Origin of the sequence: Deinococcus radiodurans R1 = ATCC 13939 = DSM 20539, assembly GCF_000008565.1 — a bacterium.
GTDB lineage: Bacteria > Deinococcota > Deinococci > Deinococcales > Deinococcaceae > Deinococcus > Deinococcus radiodurans.
The window spans coordinates 1534005-1556217 of the sequence record NC_001263.1 but is presented as its reverse complement, the minus strand read 5'-3'; the positions used below and the strand labels follow the sequence as shown (position 1 = coordinate 1556217).

The 22213-nt window shown below is 67.4% G+C and carries 20 protein-coding genes and 1 pseudogene; 12 read left to right on the top strand and 9 right to left on the bottom strand.

The window, feature by feature from the left end:
* Positions 1 to 64: 64 nt before the first annotated feature.
* Positions 65 to 505: an OsmC family protein gene (locus DR_RS07870; protein ID WP_027479850.1), complete on the bottom strand. Its 441-nt coding sequence runs from the start codon at positions 503 to 505 to the stop codon at positions 65 to 67.
* Between the two features lie 72 nt (positions 506 to 577).
* Here DR_RS07870 and DR_RS07865 point away from each other — a divergent pair, with 72 nt between their 5' ends.
* Positions 578 to 1408: an alpha/beta hydrolase gene (locus tag DR_RS07865; RefSeq protein ID WP_028328024.1), complete on the top strand. Its 831-nt coding sequence runs from the start codon at positions 578 to 580 to the stop codon at positions 1406 to 1408.
* A 76-nt stretch (positions 1409 to 1484) separates the two neighbouring features.
* Here the strand turns inward: DR_RS07865 and DR_RS07860 are convergent, their stop codons facing one another.
* Positions 1485 to 3575, bottom strand: a complete 2091-nt coding sequence (locus DR_RS07860; protein ID WP_034350148.1) for a S8 family serine peptidase — start codon at positions 3573 to 3575, stop codon at positions 1485 to 1487.
* Between the two features lie 109 nt (positions 3576 to 3684).
* Between DR_RS07860 and DR_RS07855 the strand changes: the two genes are divergently transcribed.
* The 6 genes from DR_RS07855 to DR_RS07825 all read left to right on the top strand — a co-directional run bounded on the left by DR_RS07855 (position 3685) and on the right by DR_RS07825 (position 10499).
* Positions 3685 to 4788 carry a hypothetical protein gene (locus DR_RS07855; RefSeq protein ID WP_010888174.1) on the top strand — a complete coding sequence of 368 codons (1104 nt, stop codon included), beginning with the start codon at positions 3685 to 3687 and terminating at the stop codon, positions 4786 to 4788.
* Positions 4785 to 5333: a GNAT family N-acetyltransferase gene (locus DR_RS07850; RefSeq protein ID WP_010888173.1), complete on the top strand. Its 549-nt coding sequence runs from the start codon at positions 4785 to 4787 to the stop codon at positions 5331 to 5333. Before DR_RS07855 ends, DR_RS07850 begins: the two co-directional genes overlap by 4 nt.
* Before the next feature lie 69 nt (positions 5334 to 5402).
* Positions 5403 to 6260 (top strand): HNH endonuclease, encoded by an 858-nt coding sequence (locus tag DR_RS07845; RefSeq protein ID WP_231885334.1) that lies wholly within the window; start codon positions 5403 to 5405, stop codon positions 6258 to 6260.
* A gap of 272 nt (positions 6261 to 6532) precedes the next feature.
* The gene (locus tag DR_RS07835) at positions 6533 to 9697 is read left to right on the top strand and encodes a DEAD/DEAH box helicase (protein WP_010888171.1); all 3165 of its coding nucleotides are present in this window, start codon (positions 6533 to 6535) and stop codon (positions 9695 to 9697) included.
* Between the two features lie 134 nt (positions 9698 to 9831).
* Positions 9832 to 10077, top strand: a complete 246-nt coding sequence (locus DR_RS07830; protein ID WP_010888170.1) for a hypothetical protein — start codon at positions 9832 to 9834, stop codon at positions 10075 to 10077.
* Positions 10074 to 10499, top strand: coding sequence for a type II toxin-antitoxin system VapC family toxin (locus tag DR_RS07825; protein WP_010888169.1), 426 nt, complete (start codon positions 10074 to 10076; stop codon positions 10497 to 10499). The genes DR_RS07830 and DR_RS07825 overlap by 4 nt, the downstream gene beginning before the upstream one ends.
* Before the next feature lie 95 nt (positions 10500 to 10594).
* Here DR_RS07825 and DR_RS07820 read toward each other — a convergent pair whose 3' ends face one another.
* Genes DR_RS07820 through DR_RS16790 form a run of 3 tightly spaced genes read right to left on the bottom strand, consistent with a single transcriptional unit; the run spans position 10595 to position 12899 of the window.
* Positions 10595 to 12052, bottom strand: coding sequence for a bifunctional ADP-dependent NAD(P)H-hydrate dehydratase/NAD(P)H-hydrate epimerase (locus DR_RS07820; RefSeq protein ID WP_027479849.1), 1458 nt, complete (start codon positions 12050 to 12052; stop codon positions 10595 to 10597).
* Positions 12049 to 12468 (bottom strand): tetratricopeptide repeat protein, encoded by a 420-nt coding sequence (locus DR_RS16795; RefSeq protein WP_234944632.1) that lies wholly within the window; start codon positions 12466 to 12468, stop codon positions 12049 to 12051. Before DR_RS16795 ends, DR_RS07820 begins: the two co-directional genes overlap by 4 nt.
* Positions 12469 to 12497: 29 nt before the next feature.
* On the bottom strand, positions 12498 to 12899 hold the full coding sequence (locus DR_RS16790) for a hypothetical protein (RefSeq protein ID WP_010888166.1): 402 nt from the start codon (positions 12897 to 12899) through the stop codon (positions 12498 to 12500).
* 106 nt (positions 12900 to 13005) lie between these two features.
* Here DR_RS16790 and rsmA point away from each other — a divergent pair, with 106 nt between their 5' ends.
* From rsmA to DR_RS07800, 3 genes are all read left to right on the top strand, one after another.
* Positions 13006 to 13884, top strand: a complete 879-nt coding sequence (gene rsmA / locus DR_RS07810; RefSeq protein WP_051618805.1) for a 16S rRNA (adenine(1518)-N(6)/adenine(1519)-N(6))-dimethyltransferase RsmA — start codon at positions 13006 to 13008, stop codon at positions 13882 to 13884.
* 160 nt (positions 13885 to 14044) lie between these two features.
* On the top strand, positions 14045 to 14980 hold the full coding sequence (locus DR_RS07805) for a carbohydrate kinase family protein (protein WP_010888164.1): 936 nt from the start codon (positions 14045 to 14047) through the stop codon (positions 14978 to 14980).
* Positions 14981 to 15095: 115 nt separating this feature from the next.
* Positions 15096 to 16691: a gamma-glutamyltransferase family protein gene (locus DR_RS07800; protein WP_027479846.1), complete on the top strand. Its 1596-nt coding sequence runs from the start codon at positions 15096 to 15098 to the stop codon at positions 16689 to 16691.
* A 434-nt stretch (positions 16692 to 17125) separates the two neighbouring features.
* Here DR_RS07800 and DR_RS07795 read toward each other — a convergent pair.
* Positions 17126 to 18127, bottom strand: a pseudogene (locus DR_RS07795) (IS630 family transposase).
* Between the two features lie 126 nt (positions 18128 to 18253).
* Complete coding sequence (proC, locus tag DR_RS07790; protein WP_010888161.1) at positions 18254 to 19048, bottom strand: pyrroline-5-carboxylate reductase; 795 nt, start codon at positions 19046 to 19048, stop codon at positions 18254 to 18256.
* A 77-nt stretch (positions 19049 to 19125) separates the two neighbouring features.
* Between proC and DR_RS07785 the strand changes: the two genes are divergently transcribed.
* Positions 19126 to 19947 (top strand): 50S ribosomal protein L11 methyltransferase, encoded by an 822-nt coding sequence (locus DR_RS07785; protein ID WP_010888160.1) that lies wholly within the window; start codon positions 19126 to 19128, stop codon positions 19945 to 19947.
* On the top strand, positions 19947 to 20642 hold the full coding sequence (locus DR_RS07780; RefSeq protein WP_027480216.1) for a 16S rRNA (uracil(1498)-N(3))-methyltransferase: 696 nt from the start codon (positions 19947 to 19949) through the stop codon (positions 20640 to 20642). The genes DR_RS07785 and DR_RS07780 overlap by 1 nt, the downstream gene beginning before the upstream one ends.
* Before the next feature lie 141 nt (positions 20643 to 20783).
* Here the strand turns inward: DR_RS07780 and ilvC are convergent, their stop codons facing one another.
* Both ilvC and DR_RS07770 read right to left on the bottom strand, forming a co-directional pair.
* Positions 20784 to 21794 carry a ketol-acid reductoisomerase gene (ilvC, locus tag DR_RS07775; protein WP_027480217.1) on the bottom strand — a complete coding sequence of 337 codons (1011 nt, stop codon included), beginning with the start codon at positions 21792 to 21794 and terminating at the stop codon, positions 20784 to 20786.
* Positions 21795 to 21837: 43 nt separating this feature from the next.
* Positions 21838 to 22206 (bottom strand): hypothetical protein, encoded by a 369-nt coding sequence (locus DR_RS07770; protein WP_010888157.1) that lies wholly within the window; start codon positions 22204 to 22206, stop codon positions 21838 to 21840.
* Between the last annotated feature and the right edge of the window lie 7 nt (positions 22207 to 22213).

The following is a 22213-nucleotide window of genomic DNA, read 5'->3' as shown; positions in this document are numbered from 1 at the left end:
TTATTGACTTGATAACAGAAAAATGCGCCCCCGCTGCGGCTGGGGCGCGTTTTGCTTGAGCGACTCAGCCTTCGAGAATCGCTTCGTGAGTCACTTCCACGTTGCCCTGCATGATGCGGCTCAGGGGGCATTTCTCGGCGGCGTCTTTGACGTGCGCCTCGAAGTCGGCCTGATCGGAGCCGGTGAGCTGGGCGCGCACCCTCAGGTGCATGTGGTTGATCTTGAAGCCGGGGCCGTCCTTGACCATTTCGCAGGTGGCATCGGTGTCGAGCGCCTTGATCTCATGCCCGTGCTCGGCCAGCAGCGCCGAGAGCTGCATGGTGAAGCACCCGGCGTGGGCGCTGGCGAGCAGTTCCTCGGGGTTGGTGCCCTTGCCGTTCTCGAAACGGGTCTTGAACGAGTACTGCGCTTGCGACAGCACCCCGCTCTCGGTGGTGATGGTGCCGTTGCCGGACTTGAGGTCGCCTTCCCAGTGGGCCGAAGCCTTGCGTGCAATATCTGCCATGCGCCCAGTGTGCTCGCTGCGGGGCGCCGCGCGTCTTGAACGGCCCTTTATGCAGTGCTCTACACTGCCCGAATGCAAGAACAGCCCTGGAGCATTCCCGGTACGCCGGTCACCGGCTACGTGTGGGCCGCCGAGTCGCCCCGCGCCGCCGTGCTGCTCACCCACGGCCTCGGTGAGTACGCCCGGCGCTACGTGGACCACTTCGGCGCCCTGATCCCGCACCTCGTGCAGGCGGGGTACACGGTCTACGCCTACGACCAGCGCGGACACGGCAATTCGCCCGGCGAGCGCGGCTTAGTGGACACCGCGCCGCTGCTCGAAGACCACTTCCGTGCCCGTGAAGCGCTGCGGAGCCAGCCGCTCCCCGTTTACACCTTCGGGCACAGCCTCGGCGGCCTGATTACGGCGGCGAGCGCGGCCCGCGACCCGCGTGGCCTGAGCGGCGTGATCCTGAGCAGCCCAGCGCTTCTCATCGGCGAGGGCCAGCCTCAGCTCACCAAGGCACTCGCCCCGCTGCTCGCCCGCGTCGCGCCGCGCCTGCCGGTCAGCGAACTGGGCACCGACGCCCTGTCGCGCCGCAGCGATGAAGTCCGCGCCTACCAGGACGACGAAAACATCTACCACGGCAAGGTCACGGCCCAGACCGCCTGGACCATGCTCCGGCTCAGTGGCGAACTGTGGCCCGACTACGTGCGCTGGCAGTTGCCGACGCTGGTGGTTCACGGCGACCAGGACCAGCTGGCCGATGTCAAAGGCTCGCAGCGGTTCATCGAAACGATTCCTGCCGCCGACAAGACCCTGCGCGTGTTCGAGGGCGGCTATCACGAACTGCTCAACGACGAGCCGAGCGACGAGGTGAGGCAGATCATTTTGGACTGGCTGGCCGCGCATACGGCGGGCTGAAGTTTTTTTCCGTTCAAAAGGCCGCGTCCCGGTGGAATTCACGGGACGCGGCCTTTTCATGCTCTGCGGGTTCCCTTCAGGGCTTGACCGTCAGCTCCCCCAGTTCGACCTGCGGCTGAGCCGGGGAGAGGGTCGCCTGCGCCGCCTGCGAGCGTGGTTCGTGCGCTTCACCGAACAGGCCGTTGGCGTCGAGGTCACGGCCAGCGAGCACGCGGTAGTCGCCCTCGCCCAGATAGGCAGTGAAGTGGCCCAGGGCGTTCAGGGCGGGACGGTAGGTGTGGCCCTGGCCGTCGCTGAGCAGCACGCCGAGGGTGTTGCTGACCGCCGGGGCTCCGAGCGCCGCCGCCGCGTTGACCATGCCGAAGCCGTAGAAGTCGTCGCGGCCCGGTGCGCCCAGGTCGGTGCTGGTGGCGGTCAGGCGGGCGAGCGTGTCGTCTGGGCCCTGGGTCACGCCCTTGCTGAGCAGCAGCGCGGCGACGGCGGCGACCTGCGGCGTGGCCTGCGAGGTGCCCGCCATGGCGACGTAGTTGGGTTCGTCCTTTTGATAGTCCCAGCCGGTCGAAACGATGTCGTCGGGGAAGGGCTCGCCGCCGAAGGTGCCCCCCGCGTAATAGGTGGGCGCCAGCACCGAGCTGCCCCCCGGCGCGCTGAGCTGCACCTGGGCGTAGTGGTTGCTGTAGGTGGCGTGGGTGGGGGTACCCGCCGCCGTCAGCGTGACGCTGCCCACCGCCACCGCCGCCGGGCACGCCGCCGGGTAATAGGGTTGCCCAGTGCCGGAGTTGCCCGCCGCCGCGAAGGTCAGGGTGCCGCGCTCGCGGGCCTGCGCCACCGCGTCGCACATGGGCTGCGCTTCCGCGGTGGAGATGCCCTCGCCGCCGAGGCTGAGGTTGAGCACCTGGGCGGGGTGGGGGTTGGTGTAGACCTGCTCGCCGAGCTTGACCGGCAGCCCGGCGGCGTAGCGCACGGCGTTGATGACGTCGGCGAGGTCGGTGTTGCCCTGGGTGTCGAGCACCCGGATCGGCAGCACCTTGATCGGCGCCTTGTAGCTGGCGCCCACCACGCCCGTCGGGCTGCACCCCGCGCAGCTCGGCGCGTTCTGACCCCAGCGGGCCACGATGATGCCGGTGACGTGGGTGCCGTGGCTCTCGGTCTTGCGCCCGGCAAAGCTCGGGTCGGTGGGGTCACGGTCGGGACCGTCGCCGTCGCCGTTGTCGGTGCCGCTCAGCACGTCCAGCGCTCCTTCCTGCGGCGTCCACAGCTGCCCGGCGAGGTCGGGGTGGTCGTAGCGCACGCCCGAGTCGGCCACCGCCACCGTGACCGGCCGGGTGTACCCGCCCGCGTCCATGTCGCGCCACACCGCGCCGTAGCCCATCAGCGGAAAGGCCCATTGCAGCGGGGCGTACTGGTCGTCCGGCACCACTGGGGTGGCCGTCTGAGGTGCCGCCGGGGTCGCCAGCGCGTGCAGGACCACGTTGGGCGTGACCGAGAGCACGGCGGGGTCGGCGGCCAGCCGGGCCTGGGCCTGCGCCACGTCGCTCAGGCCGCTAAGAACCACGCTGCGCTCGCTGAGCGGCTGGCGTTGGGCGGGGGCGATTCCCAACGCGTCGAGCGTGGCCCGCGCCTGCCGCGCTTCGGCGGAGAGGGTCGACTGGGCGCTCACCCTGACCGGCAACACCGCGTCCCGGTTCGCGGCGCTGCGGTAGGTCACGATCAGGCCGCGCACTTCGCGCTGGGGGGCTGGGGTCGGCGTCTGACTCAGGTGGAGGTCCTGGCCGCCCACCGCCGGGGCCTCGGTCACGCGCCCGCTCAGGCGGTACTGGTCGGCGGTCACGGTCCAGCGGGCCGTGCTCTGCACCGTGCCGTCCGGGCGGGTCGAGCTGACTTCGATGACGCCCCGGAGCTGCGGCTGGTCGGCGGCGGCGGGGGTGGCGTTCGGGCGGTGGGCGGTCACGGTCAGGGCGATGTCGCCCGTGCCGCTGCGGCCCGAGACGTCCAGCCAGTCGGGCACCCGGCTTATCTCCCAGCGGCCCTGGAGGGGCACCCGGACCTCGGCGCTGAGCCGCGTCCCGAGGTCGATGGTGCGGTCGCTCAGGTGGGGCGCGGATTCGATCTGGCCGCAGGCCGTGAGCAGCAGGGTCAGGGCACTCAGCGCGAAACGTCGGTTCATCGCCTCCCAGGATGCCGCACCGGGCCTGACGGCAAATGAGCCGGGGCGACACTCGGCGGGCGGGAAAGAAAAAACTGCGGGGAGGCTGGCCGTTCGTCTAAGCTGGGCCATGCCGATTCTCTATATCCACGGCATCGCCGTCCGGGAGGAAGGCGAGCACGGCTGGTCCGCCGTTCGTCCCTTCGTGCAGCGGGTCGCCTGGTCCGACGTGGAGGCCAAGTTGCGGGAATACGTGGCTCCGGTGCTGCGGCCTGAGAAGCCCGAGGACGTGCTGCTGGAGCAGGTGTACTGGGGCGACCTGGGCGTGCAGCCTGTGCCCCCGCCCGAGCCCGCAGCGCCGCCCGCCCCCGCCGACCTCGATCCCGACGCGCTGGCCGAGCGGCTGGAAGGGCAGGTGCGCCGCGAGATTCCGGTGCAGGCGTGGCCGGAACTGATCGAGGCCGTGTGGGCCACCGCGCACGACCAGGACCTGCGCGCCCACTGGCAGACGCTAGAGCCCGACGAGCAGTGGAACGCGCTGCAACAGGCCACCGAAACCGAGCTGCACCGCCGCTGGCATGAGGCGCACCCGCTGCGCGTGTGGCCCTGGCTCCAGCAGTTCCGGCAAATTTTCCGCAGCGACCTGATGCACCGCGTGACCGAGCTGCGCAGCCCGCTGGAAGGGTTTTTGCCGTACTTCATGGGCGACCTGCTGCGTTACCTTAATGGGCGTGGCACCCCCGAGCAGCCCGGCCCTATTCCGCAGCGGGTGTTGGCGGCGCTGGAAAGGTTGCAGGCGGCCAAGCAGGAAAATGGCGAGCCCATCGTCATCCTGACGCACAGCATGGGCGGGCAGCTGATGTACGACGCCCTGAGCGCTTTTGCCCCGGCCCGGCCCAGTCTGCGCGACTTGCAGGTGGACGCCTGGTGCGCCTCGGCCAGTCAGCTGGGGCTGTTTGCTGGCCTGGGGCTGTTTCTGACGCCCACCGCCCCCGACGGCACGCTCGACAAGCCCGCCAACGTGACCCACCTGTGGAACGTCTGGAGTCCCACCGACCTGTTGAGTTACCCGGCGAGCCGCACGGTCCGGGGCGCGCAGGACGCCGCGCTGGCCCTGACCAACGACGCGCTGCGGGCGCACGCCGAGTATCTCGTCAGCCCCGACTTTTACCGGGCGCTGGCGAGCAAGGTGGCGGTGACGCTGGTGCCGGAGCGCCGGGCAGCCGGGAAATGACGACCTCGCCCGTTTTCCCTATCTTGACGCCCCGCCTCAAGTTGCGCCTGTACGAGTCGCGTGACCTGGACGCCCTGCTGGGCTACTACCGCCAGCCCGCCGTAACCCGTTACCTGCTGGAAGAACCCTGGACCCGCGCCGACGCCGAGGAGCAGGGCCAAAAGCGCGAGCAGCGCCGCGGCCTGGACACCCCGGCAGGCGCCCTGGCGCTGGTGTGGGACTACGGGGGACGGGTCATCGGAGACGCCGCGCTGTGGCTGAGCGACGAGACCCGGCAGGTGGCGGAAATCGGCTGGGTGATGGACCCGGCCTACGCGGGTCAGGGGCTGGCGACCGAAGCGGTGGCGCCCCTGCTGACGCTGGCCTTTGACAGCTACGGCCTGCACCGGGTCACGGCGCAGATGGACGCGCGCAACGTGGCTTCAGCGCGGCTGTGTGAGCGCCTGGGCCTGCGGCAGGAAGCGCATCTGCGGCAAAACTGGTGGTCCGAAGGCGAATGGACCGATACGCTGATTTACGCTCTGCTGGCGTCTGACCGGGGGTAGGCGGGCCGAAGCCTGCCACAATGCCCCATGCCCCGTCATTTTGGTGCCGTCCCCGGAGTTGTGCCGGGCATGGCCTTCGTTAACCGGCAGGAACTGCGCGACGCGGGCGTGCACTTGCCGACGCAGGCGGGCATCAGCGGCTCGGCTTCCGAGGGCGCCGATTCCATCGTGCTGTCGGGAGGCTACGAGGACGACCGCGATGAAGGCGACGTGATTCTCTACACCGGCGAAGGTGGCCGGGACCCCCTGACGGGCCACCAGGTGAAGCCGCAGCAACTGGTGCGCGGCAATCTGGCCCTGGCGATCAGCCACCGCGATGGGTTGCCGCTGCGGGTGACACGCGGGCACCGCCACTCCTCCCAATTTTCGCCCCAATCCGGCTACCAGTACGCCGGGCTGTACCGGGTAGACGACCACTGGCGCGAGGTGGGGCGGTCAGGGTTCCTGATCTGGCGCTTTCGGCTGACGCGGCTGGAGAACCAGGACGCCCACCACGCCGGGGCTGACCCGCAGCACCCCGACTCACAGCACCCTGAGCGGCGGCCCACGCTGGTGCAAAGAATCGTGCGTGATACGGCCACCGCCCGCGCCGTCAAAGCGCTGTACGACCACCGCTGTCAGGTGTGCGGTGAGCGGCTGGAAACTCCAGCAGGCGCCTACGCCGAGGCCGCGCACATTCGCCCGCTGGGTGCGCCGCATCACGGACCGGACGTGGCGGGAAACATCCTGTGCTTATGCCCGAATCATCATGTGCTGTTCGATTTCGGTGCCTTCTCAGTCGGGGACGATTTGCGGCTGTTGGGCTTGCCGGGCAGGCTGCATGTTCACCCACAGCACGCCGTTGACCGGGAGCACCTTGCCTATCACCGCCGCCATTACGCGCTGCAAGCTGGGCTTGAATGGGGTTGTTCAGTCCCTTTGACCTAGAGCAGTTCTCCGAATTACGCGTGCGTCGGAATAGCACCGCCACCCGCTCCATTTTTCGCTCTGCTCCTTGTTTTGTACTCGCTTCGCTCGCCAAAAAGCTGTGCCATCTTTTTGTCAAATGCTCTAACACACCAACTTCTATTGCGTCAGTCAGCTCCCGTGTCTTCCACTGCGGCCCTGATATGGGATTCTGGCTTGGTCATGTGCGCCCAAGTTCAGGACAAGGTGTGACTTGCCCTGCCCCAATTCTCCCACAGGCGTAAAATCCTCAGGTGACCCTTAGCGCTACCCCCAACCTCGCCAAATTGCTGGACCCCGCGCCGCCCGGCAACTTGCTGCTGCTGCCGCAGGTGGCGCGCATGGCGCTGTTCGCGGCCTTTCCTGGCCCCGCCGTGCTGCTGACCACCCCCGACCGGGTCGCCAACTACGCCACGGCGGCGGCCCTGGGCGCCCCGGTGAGCATCAACCCTGGCCTGCGCGAGTGGGAAACCCGCGCCGAGCACGTCGTTTTGGACGTGAACACGGCGCTCGACCTGTTTCCCGCGCGCCCCGAGGACCACGCCCTGAGCCTGAGGGTGGGCGCCTCCTACCCGCGCGAGGAGCTGCTGGCGCGGCTGGAGCGCTTCGGCTACGAGCGGGGCCGCTTCGAGGACCGCGAGACGGACGAGCCGGGCTTCGACCTGCGCGGCGACACCCTGGAACTGCACCTGACCCCCGGCGCCGGGCTGCCTGCCGACGCCGAGGAAGGCGTGTGGCTGCGCGCCGAGTTTTTCGGCGACGAGCTCGATACGCTGCGGCAACTGCGGCCCGGCGAACTGACCGGCGAGAAGATTCAGAGCTTTACGCTGGCCCCCACTGCCGATTACCTCACCGAAACCAAATGGGACGCCACCCGGCTGGAGCTGCTGCCGGGGCGGGTGTTTCTGGATTCGCCGGAGTTCTACGCCTCGGCGCTGGAAGTCCTGATCGACACGCTGTGGCCCAAGCTTGCCGGGCGCGAGGTCACCAGCTTTGGCCGCACGCCCCTCGACCTGCCCGACCTGCACACCGGCCTGGAAACGCTGCCCTTCTACCGCGCCCGGCTGGCCGACCTGGAGCGTGATGTGGCCGAGTGGCGCGCGGGCGGCTACCGCGTGTTTATTCTGGTGCGCCACGACCGCACGGCGGCGTATCTGGCCGATAAACTGCTGGGCACCCACGAGATTCCCTGGCTGAAGGTGCCGCGCCTGAACCCCGGCGAACTGGGCTTCCTGCGCTCGGGCGGCGAGGGCGGCTTCGTTATCCCCGAGCACAAGACGGTCGTCATCACTGAGGACCTCATCTACGGCTTTCAGGGCGGCTCCGCGCTGCGCGGCAAGAAGATGGCCGGGCGGCCCGTCACCGACGCGCTGGGCCTCAGCGTGGGCGACTTCCTGATTCACCCCGAACACGGCATCGGGCAGTTTCTGGGCCTGGAGACGCGCAAGGTGCTGGGCGTTACGCGCGATTACCTCAACATCGGGTACCGGGGCGGCTCGCGCCTGAGCGTGCCGATTGAGCAGTTGCCTATCTTGCGCCGCCATCCCGGCACCACCGACGACCCGCCGCAGCTCAGCAGTTTCGATAAAAAAGACTGGGCCAGGGCCAAGGAAAAAGCCCGCAAGAACGCCGAGGAGGTGGCCGCCAAGCTGCTGGTGCAGTACGCCGCCCGGCAGGTGACGCCCGGCAACGCCTTTGATCCACAGCCCGAGTGGGACGAGCAGGTCGAGAAGAATTTCGAGTTCGAGCTGACCAAAGACCAGGTGACGGCGCTCAAAGAAACCATGCGCGACCTGGAAAAACCTACCCCCGCCGACCGCCTGATTTCCGGCGACGTGGGTTTCGGCAAAACCGAAGTGGCCCTGCGCGCCGCGCACCGGGTGGTCGGGCACGGCAAGCAGGTGGCGGTGCTGGTGCCCACCACGCTGCTGGCCGAGCAGCACACCGCGACGTTTGTGGAGCGTTTCAAAGGCCTGCCGGTGCGGGTGGAGGGGCTCTCGCGCTTCACCACCGACAAGCAGGCGCGCAATATCCTGGCCGAACTGAAAGCGGGCCGGGTGGACATCCTGATCGGCACCCACCGTCTGCTCTCGGGCGACATCGAGTTCAAGGACCTCGGCCTGATTATCGTGGACGAGGAACACCGCTTTGGCGTGGGCCAGAAGGAAAAGTTGCGGCAACTGCGCGGCCTGCCCGAGATGGTGGACGGCAAACTCACCATGACCGGCGACGAGAAGGCGGTGGATACGCTGGCTCTCTCGGCCACGCCGATTCCGCGCACGCTGTACATGAGCATGGTGGGCCTGCGCGACATGAGCTCTATCCAGACGCCGCCCAAGGGCCGCCGGCCCATTCAGACCATCCTCTCGCCCTTCGATCCCCTCACGGTGCGCGACGCCATCATGACCGAGATCGGGCGCGGCGGCAAAGTCTTTTACATCCACGACCGTATCGCGTCGATTGGCGCGCGCAGCCTTTACCTGCGGAATCTGGTGCCCGAAGCGCGCATCGGGGTGGCGCACGGGCGCATGAACGAGGAAGAACTCGAAGAGATCATGCTCGGTTTCGAGCAGGGTGCCTTCGACGTGCTGCTGGCGACCACGATTGTCGAGACCGGCCTCGACATCCCTGAGGCGAACACCATCCTGATCGAGCGCAGTGACCGCCTCGGCCTCGCGCAGCTCTACCAGCTCCGGGGCCGGGTGGGGCGCCGGGCACAGACCGCCTACGCCTACCTCTTTTACCCCCCGCGCATGACCGAGAACGCGCAGCGGCGGCTGTGGGCCATCGCGGATTTGCAAGACCTCGGCAGCGGGCACCTGCTGGCCGAGAAGGACATGGAAATTCGCGGCGTGGGCAATATTCTGGGCGAGGAGCAGCACGGGCACGTGCAGGCCGTGAGCATCGACGTGTACACCGAGCTGCTGGCCGAGGCCGTCGCCAAGCTCAAGGGCGAGAAGGTGGAAGCCGCGCCGAGCATTTCCATCGACCTGCCGGTCAACGCCCGCCTGACGCCTGAGTACTTCGTGGACGCCGACGGGCAGCCCAATGAGGGCGAGCGCATCGCCACTTATGGCCGCCTCAGCGACGCGCGCACCCTGCAAGCGATTTCGCGGGTGGAGCGCGACCTGCGCAAGAAGTACGGCCCACCCACGCCCGAAGTGCAGAACTTCATCGACCTCGCCAAGCTGCGGCTCACGGCCCTCGCCAAGCGCGTACTGAGCATCGGCGAAACGATGACGCAACTGCAAATCACCTTCGCCTACAAGGCGCTGGACTACGACGCGCCGGGCCTGAAGAAGTTCCCGCACAAGACCGAAGTGGTGACGTTCCCGCCCTCGGTGAAAATCGACAAGCGCGGCATCAAGCCCGACGAGTACGCCCGGATGCTGATTGAGGTGCTGGGGTACTTCGGGTGAGTTATGGCCCGATTGACACTTGACGAAGCTCGTTGGAACGATTTGCAAAACGCCTATGGGTCAGCAGGTGACATCCCTACTTTGCTCAGAATTTTGGGGGTAGGGCTCAACGTCCCTCATGCGATACTTCTGCTATGACGCGCCTTCTGGTCAACGTGGAACTGGACGAGCAGGGACAGCCGGTCTTTCAACTCACGCCCGCGCAACTGGCTAAACTGGGGCTGTCTGGAAGCGCCGTCCATGTCGCCCGCTGGGAAGTCGCCGCGCAGGAAGCGGCGCAGCCAGCGCAAAGTCCTTTCCGCAGGTATGTGGGCATCGCTCCGCCGCTAGAAGGCGGCAGCGTGGAATATCACCGCCAGCAACTGGGTTATGAGGAATGACGCTGGCGCTGGATACCAATATCCTATCGGCCATTTTCCGGGCAGAGGAGACGGCAGAGGCGGTGCTGGGCGTACTGGAAGCTCAGCCACCGGGTACCCTGGTGGTCAGTGGCGCGGCATTCAGTGAATTTCTGGCTTCCCCGAACATTGCCGAGGCCAGCGCGTTTGCCTTTCTGCGTGATACCGGTGTACGGGCAGACTGGCAGATGGATGAAGACCTTTGGCTCTGTGCTGCACGGGCTTTTCGGGGCTATTCGGTCAGGCGGCGGCAAAGTGGAGGTGGACAGCCGCGCCGGATTCTGGCGGACTTCATGATTGGTGCTCATGCTTTGCTGCGGGCGGACGCACTCGTTACCCTTGACCCGCAGCACTATCGCCTGAATTTTCCCGAGTTACGGGTTATCAATCCTGCTGAGGGATAAACGCTCGCCTGCTGAATCAGACGGACGCTGTCAGCGACAGACATCACGGCGGTGTGTGTGGCCCTTGCCCGCCTGTGCCAGGGCGAGGCGCCATTTCAGCCGCCCACCAGCCCCAGCCATGCCCTCCCCAGTTCTGCGCTCACGTCCGTTGCCGTCAACCCATACCCATGCTTCGCCCCAGCGAGTTCTCCGGCGCGGGCGTGCAGCGTGACTCCGGCGAGCGCGGCGTCCGGCGCACTCAAGCCCTGCCCGAGCAGTGAAGCGAGCAGCCCTGAAAGCGTGTCGCCCATGCCCGCGCTCGCCATGCCGGGATGCCCGCCCCGGCTGACCCAGACGCCGCCCGTGTGGGCAATGACGCTCGGGCCGCCCTTGACGACGACCACGCCGCCGAACTTCTCCTGCAAGGCCCGCGCCGCCGCGATGGGGTCGCGGGCAATGTCCGGGGTGGACGTGCCGAGCAGCCGCGCCGCCTCGCCGGGGTGCGGCGTCCAGATGCAGGCGTCGTGGCCCGCGCCCGCCAGTTCCGGTTGCAGAGCGTCGGCGTCCAGCACAGTGGGGAGCCGCCAGCCGAGGAGCTGCCGCGCGATGCTGGCCGCGTCCGGCCCCAGGCCCATGCCCACGCATAGGGCGTCAGGCCGCTGCTCCTCGGGCATCTCCATGAGTGCCGCGCTCAGGTCGGCGTGGCAGCGCATCATCAGTTCGGGCATGACCAGCGGCACGTCCGTCGCCGAGTGTATCGTCACCAGCCCCGACCCCGCCCGCAGCGCCGCGACGCCGGCGAGGGCCGCTGCCCCCACCGTGCCGGGGTGCCCGCCGACCACCCACACCCGGCCCGCCGTGCCCTTGTGCGCGTCGGCGTGCCGGACGGGGAGCAGCGCGGCAATTTCAGCGTCGGTGGGGCGACTCGCCAGGGCTTCTTCCAGTGCCCAATCGGGCGGCGAGCGCAGGTCGGCCAGCGTGACTTCCCCGGCGAGATACGCGGCAGGCCCGAACAGCAGCGCGGGTTTCAGGCCCGAGAGCGTCACCGTCCAGGCGGCGCGCAGGGGGTCGCCGCTCACCTCGCTCGTCAGGGCGTCCAGGCCCGTCGGGAGGTCAATCGCCAGCGTGGGCACGCCTGACGCATTGACTTGCGCGACCAGTTCGGCCAGCGGCGCTCGCAGCGGCGGGGTGAAGCCCGTACCGAGCAGCCCGTCCACCACCAGTGCCGCCGTTTTGAGTTCGCGGCGCAGGCTGGCGGGGGTCAGGGGCGCTACCTCCACGCCTATCCGGGCCAGCCGCCTGCGGTTGCTGCGGGTGAGGGGATGTTTGGCAGGCAGGGCCAGCACCGCCACATCCCGGCCCAGCGCGAACAGGTGCCGGGCGGCCACCAGTGCGTCGCCACCGTTCGCTCCGCCCCCGGCGAGGAGCAGCACCCGGCCCGCCGGACAGCATTCCTGCGCGGCGGCGGCCACTGCCCGGCCCGCTTCCTCCATCGCCAGTTCCAGCAGGCCTGCTTTTTCCAGGCGGGCGTCCAGCGCTTTCACACCAGCGGGGGAGAGGACCGGCTCGCTCACGCCCGGCCCCGGTTGAGCCACAGCAGCACCCCGAGCAGCAGCAGGACGCCGATAAAAATGGCCGCGCGAATCCAGCGCAGGTGGGGGTTGAGGCGCAGCTGCTCCTGCATGTCTTCCTTGGCGGCGGCCCGGGCACCGCTCACGCCGAGGCGTTGGGCCTTGCGAATAGAGCCCACCGACTCGTACAGCTTGCCCTGCCGCCGCAGCGCCACGCCGAGATTGTGGTGGGCCCCGTCGTACTCGGGCGCGAGCTTCAGCACCTCGCGGTAGGCGGCCTCGGCCTCGGGCAGTCGCCCGGCTTCGAGGTCCAGGTTGCCGATGTTCATGCGGGCGCGGTAGTGCCCGGCGTCGTGGGTCAGCGCTTCCTCGAAGCGGGCGCGGGCGGCCCCCTCCTCCTCGCGCAGCGCGTGCAGCACCCCCAACGCGTTGAGCGCCTCGGCGCGGGTCAGCGGGTGGTCGTGCGCCGGGCCGAGCTTGGTCTGAAGCTCGCCGGGGTGGGCCTCGCCGCTTCCGTCCTCCAGCGCGCCCAGCGCTGCGTCAGCACTTCGGGGGCGGCCAGAGAGCGCAGCAGCGCCGCCTCTCCCTGGGCGCGGGTGTTCAGTTCGCTCAGGGCGTCCTCGTAAGCGCTCAGGCTGCGGCGCGCCGCCGGATATTTGCGTGCCCGCACGTCAGCTTGCAGGGCGCTGAGGCTGCTCAGGGCGGCGACGATGTCGGGGTCGGCCCCGGTGAGGCTGGCGGCGGCCTGCGCCCGGCGCCACTCGCCGCTACGGGCGAAGGTCTTCCAGTCAGGCACGCCGGACTCGCCGGGCAGGGCCACTTCGGTGCCCGGACGGGCAGAATCGGTCATGCCGTGTATTTTAGAGGGTGGCCCCGGCGCCCGCTGCTTTTTTCCCTCTGTCGTGGGTGAGCTGCTCCGCGCGCTGCTGGACCCGTTACCCTGTGGACCCGACGCTATGACCCCCAACCCTATGACCAACGACCTGCCTGACCCTGCCGCTGCCCCCGACTCCGCGCCCCTCTATTCCCCGGCCCGCGTGCGCGCCCTGCTCGCCGCGCATGGCCTCAAGCCCACCAAGAGCCTAGGGCAGAATTTTCTGATTGACGGCAACATCCTGCGCGCCATTGCCGAGGCGGGCGGCGCCGCGCCGGGGGAAAATGTACTGGAAATCGGCCCCGGTCTCGGCGTGCTGACCCGTGAGGTGGCGAGCCGGGGGGCGCGGGTCACGGCGCTGGAAAAAGACGAGCGGCTGCGGCCCGTGCTGGCCGAGACATTGGCGGGACTCGACGTAAACGTCATCTGGGGCGACGCGCTGGATTTCGACTACGCGGCGCTGCCTGCGGGCACCCGCGTCATCGCCAACCTGCCTTACTACATTACCGGGCTGCTGCTCACGCGCTTTATGCAGGCGCCCGGCGTGGTGTCGGCCACCGTGCTGGTGCAAAAGGAAGTCGCGCAGCGGTTGGTCGCGCAACCGGGGCAGGACAACTACGGCTTTCTGAGCGCGGTGGCGGCTCTCTACGGCAGCGTCAAGCATGTACGCGACGTGCCCAAGGGCGCCTTTTTCCCCGCGCCCGACGTGACGAGCAGTGTGGTGCGGCTCGACTTTGACCGCACGCGCCCGCAGCCCGACCCGGCGTTCGTGTCGTTCGTGGACAACGCGCTGAGATACCGCCGCAAGACCCTGCGCAATAACCTGCGGATGATGGGCCACAGCGGCGAGGCGATTGACGCGGCGCTCTCTGACCTCGGCCTGCGCCCCGATGTCCGGGCCGAGGACGTGCCGCTGAGTGGACTGCGGGCCGTTGCCGCCGCGTTGGGCGTGGTACGGTAAAAGCGTCTGATTCTCAACGGCCAACCAGAGCTTTTGCGGGCGCCGTCCGCCTGAGCGGGGTTCCGTTTTTCTTTGCCCTCAGAGCTTGCCGGTCAGGTCGGCCCTCAAAAGAAGACTCTCCCGCCGCGTGCGGGTTTGAAATGCACCGGAGGTTTTTGCTGTGAAGTTTTACGTCATCGGCGACGTGACTGTTGACCATCTGTACCACCTCGACCGCCTGCCTGCCCCTGGCAAGGAAGTCACCCCCAAACGCTCCACCATGCAGCCGGGCGGCTCGGGCGGCACCATCAGCGTGACGCTGGCGCGCCTCGGGCACACTGTTACCCTGGCGGCCCGCGTGGGCGACGACCCCTTTGCCGAGTTCGCGCTGGCCGAAATCAAGGCGAGCGGCGTGAGCCTGAGCGCCATTCAGAAAGACCCCGAGCACCTCACGAGCACCATCACGGTCATGCAGACCTCGGGCGGGCAGCGCGCCATGATCAGCGACGGGGCCGCCAACCGGCAGCTCGACCCCGCCAAGCTGAAGAAAAAAGACGTGGAAAGCGCCGACGCCCTCATCATCAGCGCCTACAGCCTGACCGAGGGGCCGCAGCGCGAGTACGCGCAAAAGGCGATTGAGATTGCCCGCGGGGCGAAAAAGCCCGTGCCTGTCTTTATCGACCTCGGCACCGGCGCGGTGGAAAAGGTCGGCACTGGTCTGGTGGCTGAGGTGCGCGGCGCCGACTACCTCACCCTCAACCAGCACGAGCTGCTCGCCCTGACCGGCACCCGCAGCCTCAGTGCGGGCCTGGCGCGCCTCGCCGAAGCGGGCGTGGAGCGCGTGGCCGTCAAGGTGGGCAAGATGGGCAGCGTGGTCTGGACCCCCGAAGACACCGAACTGGTGGACGCCGTGCTGCCCGAAGGCACCGTGGTGGACACCACCGGCGCGGGCGACACTTTTACTGCCGCCTTTGCCCACGCGGTCCTCAGTGGCCTGCCGCTCACGCAGGCGGCGCGGGTCGCCAACGCGGCTGGGGCACTGGCCGCCACTGCCGTGGGCGCACAGAGCAAGCCGATTCTGGTCGGGGACCTCGAGCGGGTGGCGCAAAGCAAGTAGACAGGCAAGGTTGACCAGCTGAGGAGGAGCCGGGGCCACGCGCCTCGGCTTTTTCGTGTCCTGCGCCGCCTTTGCTGACCTCGCGTTCGCTGCGGTGGACGATATGCTGCGGCCCATGACCCACAACCCGGAGTATCCCGTCGTTCGCCGTCCGGCCTATGCTCGGCGCGGCATGGTGGCGACCAGTCAGCCGCTCGCGGCGCAGGCGGGCCTGAGCATTCTGCAAGCGGGCGGCAACGCGGTGGACGCGGCGGTGGCGACGGCGGCGGCCCTGACGGTGGTAGAGCCGACCAGCAACGGCCTCGGCGGCGACGCCTTTGCGCTGGTGTGGGCGGGCGGCGAGCTGCACGGACTGAACGCCAGCGGCGCGGCCCCGGCGGCCCTGAGCCTGGAGGCACTGCCCGGCGGCGAAATGCCCAAATATGGCTGGACCCCGGTCACGGTGCCCGGCGCGGTGCGCGGTTGGACCGACCTGCACGGGCGCTTCGGGCGGCTGGACTTCGCGCAGGTGCTCGCCCCGGCGATTCGCTACGCCCGCGAAGGCTACCCGCTCTCGCCGGTGCTGGCGGCGAACTGGGCGCGGGCCATTCGCAGCTACTGGGCGCTGAACCTGCCCATTTTTGAGGACTGGTTCCGCACCTTTGCCCCGGACGGCTTCACCCCCCGGCCCGGCGCCCTGTGGCGCAGCGAGGGGCATGCCCGCACCCTGGAGCTCATCGCGCAAACGGGCGGCGCGGCCTTTTACGAAGGCGAACTCGCCGGGCAGATAGACGCCCACGCGCAGGCGACCGGTGGCCTGCTGCGCGGCAGCGACCTCGCGGCGCACCGGTCGGAGTGGGTCAAACCCATTCACACCGACTGGCTGGGGCACCGCGTCTACGAGATTCCGCCGAACGGCCAGGGCATCGCCGCGCTGGTGGCACTCAATGTGCTTGGCGCCGAGCGCCTGCCTGAGCTCCGCGACGACCCTGCCGGCCTGCACCTGCAAATCGAGGCGATGAAACGCGGCTTCCACGACGCCCACAGCTACGTGGCCGACCCGCGCCATGTGCCGGTGGACGTGGAGGGGCTGCTCAGCGCCGCCAATGCCGAGCGCCACCGTGCCTTGCTGGGCGAGCAGGCCCACGACCCCGCCACCCACGCGCCGAGCACCGGCGGCACCGTCTACCTCGCGGCGGCGGACGACGAGGGCGGCATGGTCAGCATGATTCAGAGCAACTACATGGGCTTCGGCTCCGGCGTGGTCGTGCCCGGCACCGGCATCGCGCTGCACAACCGCGGCCACAACTTCCACACCGACCCCGCCCACCCCAACGCCCTGGCGCCCGGCAAGCGGCCCTACCACACCATCATCCCCGGCTTTCTGGGCCGCGCGGACGGCACGCCTGTCGGCCCGTTCGGCGTCATGGGCGGCTTTATGCAGCCGCAGGGCCAGCTCCAAGTCGTCGTCAACACCGTGCGCTACGGCATGAACCCGCAGCAGGCGCTCGACGCCCCGCGCTGGCAGTGGCTCCAGGGCCGCACGGTGGAAGTGGAACCCGCCCTGGGCGACCAACTCGCCCGCGCTCTCGTCGCCCGCGGCCACGACGTGCGCGTGCAGCTCGACCCCGGTTCCTTCGGGCGCGGCCAGATGATTCGCCGCGACCCGGACACCGGCGTGCTGGAGGGAGGAACGGAAAGCCGCACGGACGGACACATCGCGCTCTGGTGAGGGAAAGGGGAGGGGCGGACCGCCGGGCCTGAACACACTCCTCCCCGACCTTCCGCCCATCCCCCGCACGAACAGTCAGCAAAACGCCCCAGCTCTACCCTCTTTCCACGCTGTCCCCACACAAAACAGAGAAACGCAGAACGCCAGGGCCGTCGGGCGCGTCAGCGCACGGGCCTCGCGTCCGCGGAAATCACAAGAATCCAGACTGCCCGCGCACTTGAGAAACATCGCCTGCCGGGCGTCATCGCCGCCAGCCTCCTCAGCGGAGCGTCAAAGCCCCCTGCCCCTTTGGGGTAGGGGGTTGGGGGTGGGGCAAACCGCTCAGGCCAAAGCCTCGGCCCCAACCCCCGCCCGAAGCCTCATACGGTTTTAATCCGATTCCCGAACATCCGAAAAGGCGCCGGATGCCCGTCCATCTCCTTATAGATAACGTGTTAAGTCAGAAACTCCTCGGTGATGCCGAGGAGTTTTGCTGGTAAGCGGCGATAACGCACCTTCCGCCAAGCAGAACGAAGGAAAACTTTGAGTTCCTGCACACTCGCTGGACAGCAATTCGCCAGCAGATGTCGTTTGACATAGGCCCAGACCTGCTCAATGGGATTGAACTCAGGTGTATACGGTGGCAAATAAACGATGCTGAGCCGCGGGTTCACTTTCAGGAACTCTTGGACGACCTTGGCGCGGTGAATTCGGGCGTTGTCGAATACCACGGTGACTGATCCAGCAATATGCCGCAGGAGGTGGGCCAAATAAGCGACGACGTCATCGGCTTTGATGGAGCCTTCATGGGTCTGCTGAAAGAACTGTCCTGCTGAAGTGATGCCGCCAATCGTTGACAGCTTCCTCCACTCGGTTTTGGCGAAGATCACTGGGGTCTGTCCTGTTCGAGCCCAGGTGCTTCCCAAGATCGGTTTCATGCTGAAACCGACTTCATCTGCCCAGACGATCGTTTCGCCAGCTTCGACCTTTTTTTTCCAGGGCTGGAAGTTCTTCTTCCAGCCAGGCATCGATCTTCTCCGGATTCTGCTCGATCGCGTGTTTCTCTGCTTTCTGCCAGGAGAAGCCCCAGCGACGAAGTAACTTGCCGATCCAGTCATGGTCGTACCACACATCGAATTTGAGACCGATCACGTCACGGACGCGCTCTGTCGTCCAGCGACCATCGGGAAAACGTTCTGGGTCTGGACCCTGTTGGAGAAGCTCAATAATTTCTGCGACCTGGGCATCATTGAGCCAAGCTGGGCGTCCGGAAGAGAGGGTCGCTTCAAGCGACCTCTTTCGCTGAGGCGAACTCGCCAAACGCGCACAGTACTGGGTTTGACGCCAAAATGCTCAGCAATGGAAGCGGTCGTCCACTCGGGATTATTCAGGAGGGGCTGCGCCGCGAGACGACGTTCTTCGAGTTGTTGCCGGGTAAGCCGATTAGGTTGCCACACTTGAGGCATGCCTGGAGTCTACCCACTTCGCTACCGACTTTACACGTTATCTATAAAACCGTATTTTTCCATGTGCTCCGCGCAAAATTGCGCCCGGACATGTCCGGGACTCAATTTGAAATCGTATCAATCCTCCTGGTCCTTCCCCAGCTCCGTCCCCCGCCGCGTCGCCGCCACCACCGCCCTCATCACGCCGCCGCGCACGCCCGCCGCTTCCAACTCCTCTAGCCCGGCAATCGTAGTGCCCCCGGGACTCGCCACCTCGTCTTTGAGCAGCCCCGGATGCGCCCGCTCCAGCAGCAGCTCGCCAGTGGACGCCAGCAGCCGCGCGGCGAGTTCATTGGCGAGGGGACGCGGCAAGCCCATCCGCACGCCGCCGTCTGCCAGCGCCTCGGCCACGACGGCGACGTAGGCAGGCCCCGACGCACTCATGCCGGTAAAGGCGTTGAAGAGGTGCTCAGGCAACTCGTACACCTGCCCGACGGCGCCGAAGAGCTGCTCGGCGAAGGCGATGTCACCCGCTTCGTGGGCTTCACGCGGCCCGGTGATGGCGGTCTGCGAGCGCCCGATGGTGGCGGCGAGGTTGGGCATCACCCGTACCACGCGCCGGGTGCCGAGCCGCCGCCCGATGGTGCCGGCGCTGACCCCGGCCATGGTGGAGATGTAGCCCGCGTTTTCCTGCGCCAGCCAGGGCGCGACCTCGGGAAAGACGCGCGGCTGCACGCTCACCACGATGCGCCCGACCTGCGCGAGCTGCGGCGGCGTAATGACCTGCACGCCGGTCTGCGCGGCGATGTCCTGCGCCCGCGCCGCGTTGGCCTCGATAATCCCGATGTCCTGCGGCGCGATGACTCCCCGGGCGATGACCCCGGTCAGCAGAGACAGGCCCAGTTTTCCGACACCGACGATGGCAAGTTGCATGGGGGCGAGTATAGGGGCGCCGCCCGGGTGCGCCGGGGGGAGGTGTATGCAGGCGGCGGGCCGCTACACTTCGCCTCATGCTCGTTTACCTGCTCCCCGGCTCTTTCGACACCCGCGAAGCCCACCTCGACCTGCTCTGGGAGGCGGGCGCGACAGGGCTGGAGGAGCGCGGCCCGAATATCCGCGTCTATTTCGACGAGCGCACGGAGTTGCCCGCCGAAGTGGCGGACGGCGAGTGGCACGAGGAAGCCGAGCAGGACTGGCAGGCCGAGTTCAAGAAGAATCTCAGGCCCGTTCACGCGGGCCGCGTCACCATCGTGGCGCCCTGGCAACGGGAGGAAGTGCCCGCCGGACAGCTCGCGCTCGTCATCGAACCCGGCATGGCGTTCGGCACCGGCCACCACGCGACCACCCGCATGGCGGTGGAAGCGCTCGGCGAACTCGACCTGAGCGGCAAGCGGGTGCTCGACGTGGGCACCGGCAGCGGCGTGCTGGCGATGGCGGCGGCCAAGCTGGGGGCGGCACAGACGCTGGGCGTGGACATTGACCCCATCACCATCCCGATTGCGCGGGACAATGCGCGGGACAACGGCCTGACCTCCGGCATCCGTTTTGAGGAAGGCACGCTGGGGCTGGACGAGGACGCCGAGATGTTTGGTGAGCCTTACGACGTGCTCGTCGCCAACCTCTACGCCGAGCTGCACGACCTGCTGGCGGGCGAATATGCCGCGCAACTCAGACCGGGCGCGCCGCTGATTCTGACCGGCATCCTGACGAGCAAGCTGCCGCTGGTGCGTGACGCCCTGGACCGCGAGGGCTTTACCGATGTGCAGGTCCGCACCGACAGTGAAGGCGCGGGCGGCGAGTGGGCGCTCGTCACGGCCCGCCGGGAGGACTGATGCACCGGCTGCAAGTGGGGGAACTCGCCCCCACGATGCGCCTGGGCCCGCAGGAAACCCGGCACCTGCACGTGCTGCGGCTGCGCCCCGGCGAGCGCGTGCAGGTCTTCGACGGACGCGGCGGTGAGGCCGTCGCCGTGCTGAGCGAACTCGACGCGGGGCACGCCTTGCTGCACCTCGACCCCGCAGCCGCCGCCCACTCGCGCGGGGCCGAGTATCCGCAGCCCGTGACCCTCGCCATCGCGCTGCTCAAGGGCGACAAACTCGCCGATGTGGTCCGCGCCGCCACCGAACTCGGCGCGGCCCGCATTCAACTGCTCATCACTGCCCACGCCGAAGCCCGCGACATCGGCGCGCAAAAGCTGGTGCGGCTGCGGCGTATCGCGGGGGAGGCCGCCCGTCAATCCGAGCGCCGCATCGTCCCCGATGTCCTTGAGCCCGTGCCGCTCACCAAACTGACCTGGGAAGGCCAGCTCCTCACCGCCCACCCCGGCAGCCAGGAACGCCTGACCGACCTCCTCACCTGGGACGCGCCGCTGACGGTGCTCAGCGGGCCGGAGGGGGGCCTTTCCACCGCCGAGGTCGAGCATCTGACCCGCCAGGGTGCCCGCCTGATCACCCTGGGGCCACGCATCCTGCGGGCGGAAACAGCGCCGCTGGCGCTCCTGGGGGCGATGGCGGCGACGGGGGTCTGAGCACTTTTGACCCTCTACCAAGGGGAGACTCGAAGAGCTGCGAAGCAGAGGGCCCGCCGAAGGCAGGGGTGAGGGGTCTTTCACAACCAAAAAGCCCGCCCCCACACCGGAGGGCGGACGTTCCACGGAAGACTCAGGCGCTCAGACTTCCAGTTCCTTCTTGTTGATAAAGGGCATCTGGTCGCGCAGTTCCTTGCCGACTTTTTCCACGGTGTGGTCACGCATTTTGCTGCGCTGCTCGTTCATGTAGGGGAAACCGCTTTCGGCGTCCTTGATGAAGCTCTCGGCGAACTTGCCGCTCTGGATGTCGCCCAGCACGTTTTTCATCTCGGCCTTGGTCTGGTCGGTAATGATGCGCGGCCCGGTCACGTAGTCGCCGAACTCGGCGGTGTTGGAGATGGAGTGGCGCATGCCCTCAAAGCCCTTTTCGTAGATCAGGTCCACGATCAGCTTGACCTCGTGCAGCGTCTCGAAGTAGGCGATTTCGGGCTGGTAGCCGGCTTCCACCAGCGTCTCGAAGCCCGCCTGAATGAGGTGGGTCACGCCGCCGCACAGCACGCTCTGCTCGCCGAACAGGTCGGTCTCGGTTTCTTCCTTGAAGGTGGTTTCGAGCACGCCCGCCTTGGTGCAGCCGATGCCGCGTGCGTAGGCCAGCGCGATGTCACGCGCCTTGCCGCTGGCGTCCTGCTGCACGGCGAAGATGCCGGGCATCCCCGCGCCGTCGGTGTACACGCGGCGCAGCATGTGGCCGGGGCCCTTGGGGGCGACCAGGAACACGTCTACGTCGGCGGGCGGCTTGATGCGCCCGAAGTGCACGTTGAAGCCGTGGCCGAAGGCGAGCGCCTTGCCGGCGGTCAGGTGGGGCGCGATGCTCTTTTCGTACACGGCAGGCTGCTGCTCGTCGGGAATCAGCAACATGACCACGTCGGCTTCCTTGGTCGCGTCTTCGATGCTCGCCACGCGCAGGCCTGCTTGCTCGGCCTTGGCCTTGGAGCTGCTGCCTTCGCGCAGGCCGACCACCACGTTGAAGCCGCTGTCGCGCAGGTTCTGGGCGTGGGCGTGGGCCTGCGAGCCGTAGCCGATGATGGCGATCAGCTTGTTTTCCAGCACCTGGGTGTCAACGTCACGGTCGTAATACATTTTTGCGCTCATGAGGGGATTCTCCTTGATTTGATTTGTGCGTGAAAAGAATAGGCTAGGCGAGGGGGGAGTCGCTGACGTAAAGCACTTCAATGGTCGGCTCTTGGAAAGTCATTTCCAGATAACCGTGAGCTTTCCTGTAAAAACCAGCCACCCGAAGGGAGTCCTCCTGTAAATCGAATTCGCAGATGTCAGCCAATTCCTCAGAGAGGGTTGAAAGTGAGCCGCTCTCCTGATGCATCTGGAGATCTCTCCAATTTGATATTTCGAGACGCACTCCCTCAAGCTTCCTTCCACTCTCCAGAAAAGCCCCTGTGACAGCCAAAAAGCACAGCTTTTGGTCACTTTCGAGTTTCATCAACAAAACAGGTTCGTCAGGGGAAAACGAAAGGCTTGGAAGAAGACTCGGGTGAAGTTTGATCATCTGTGTG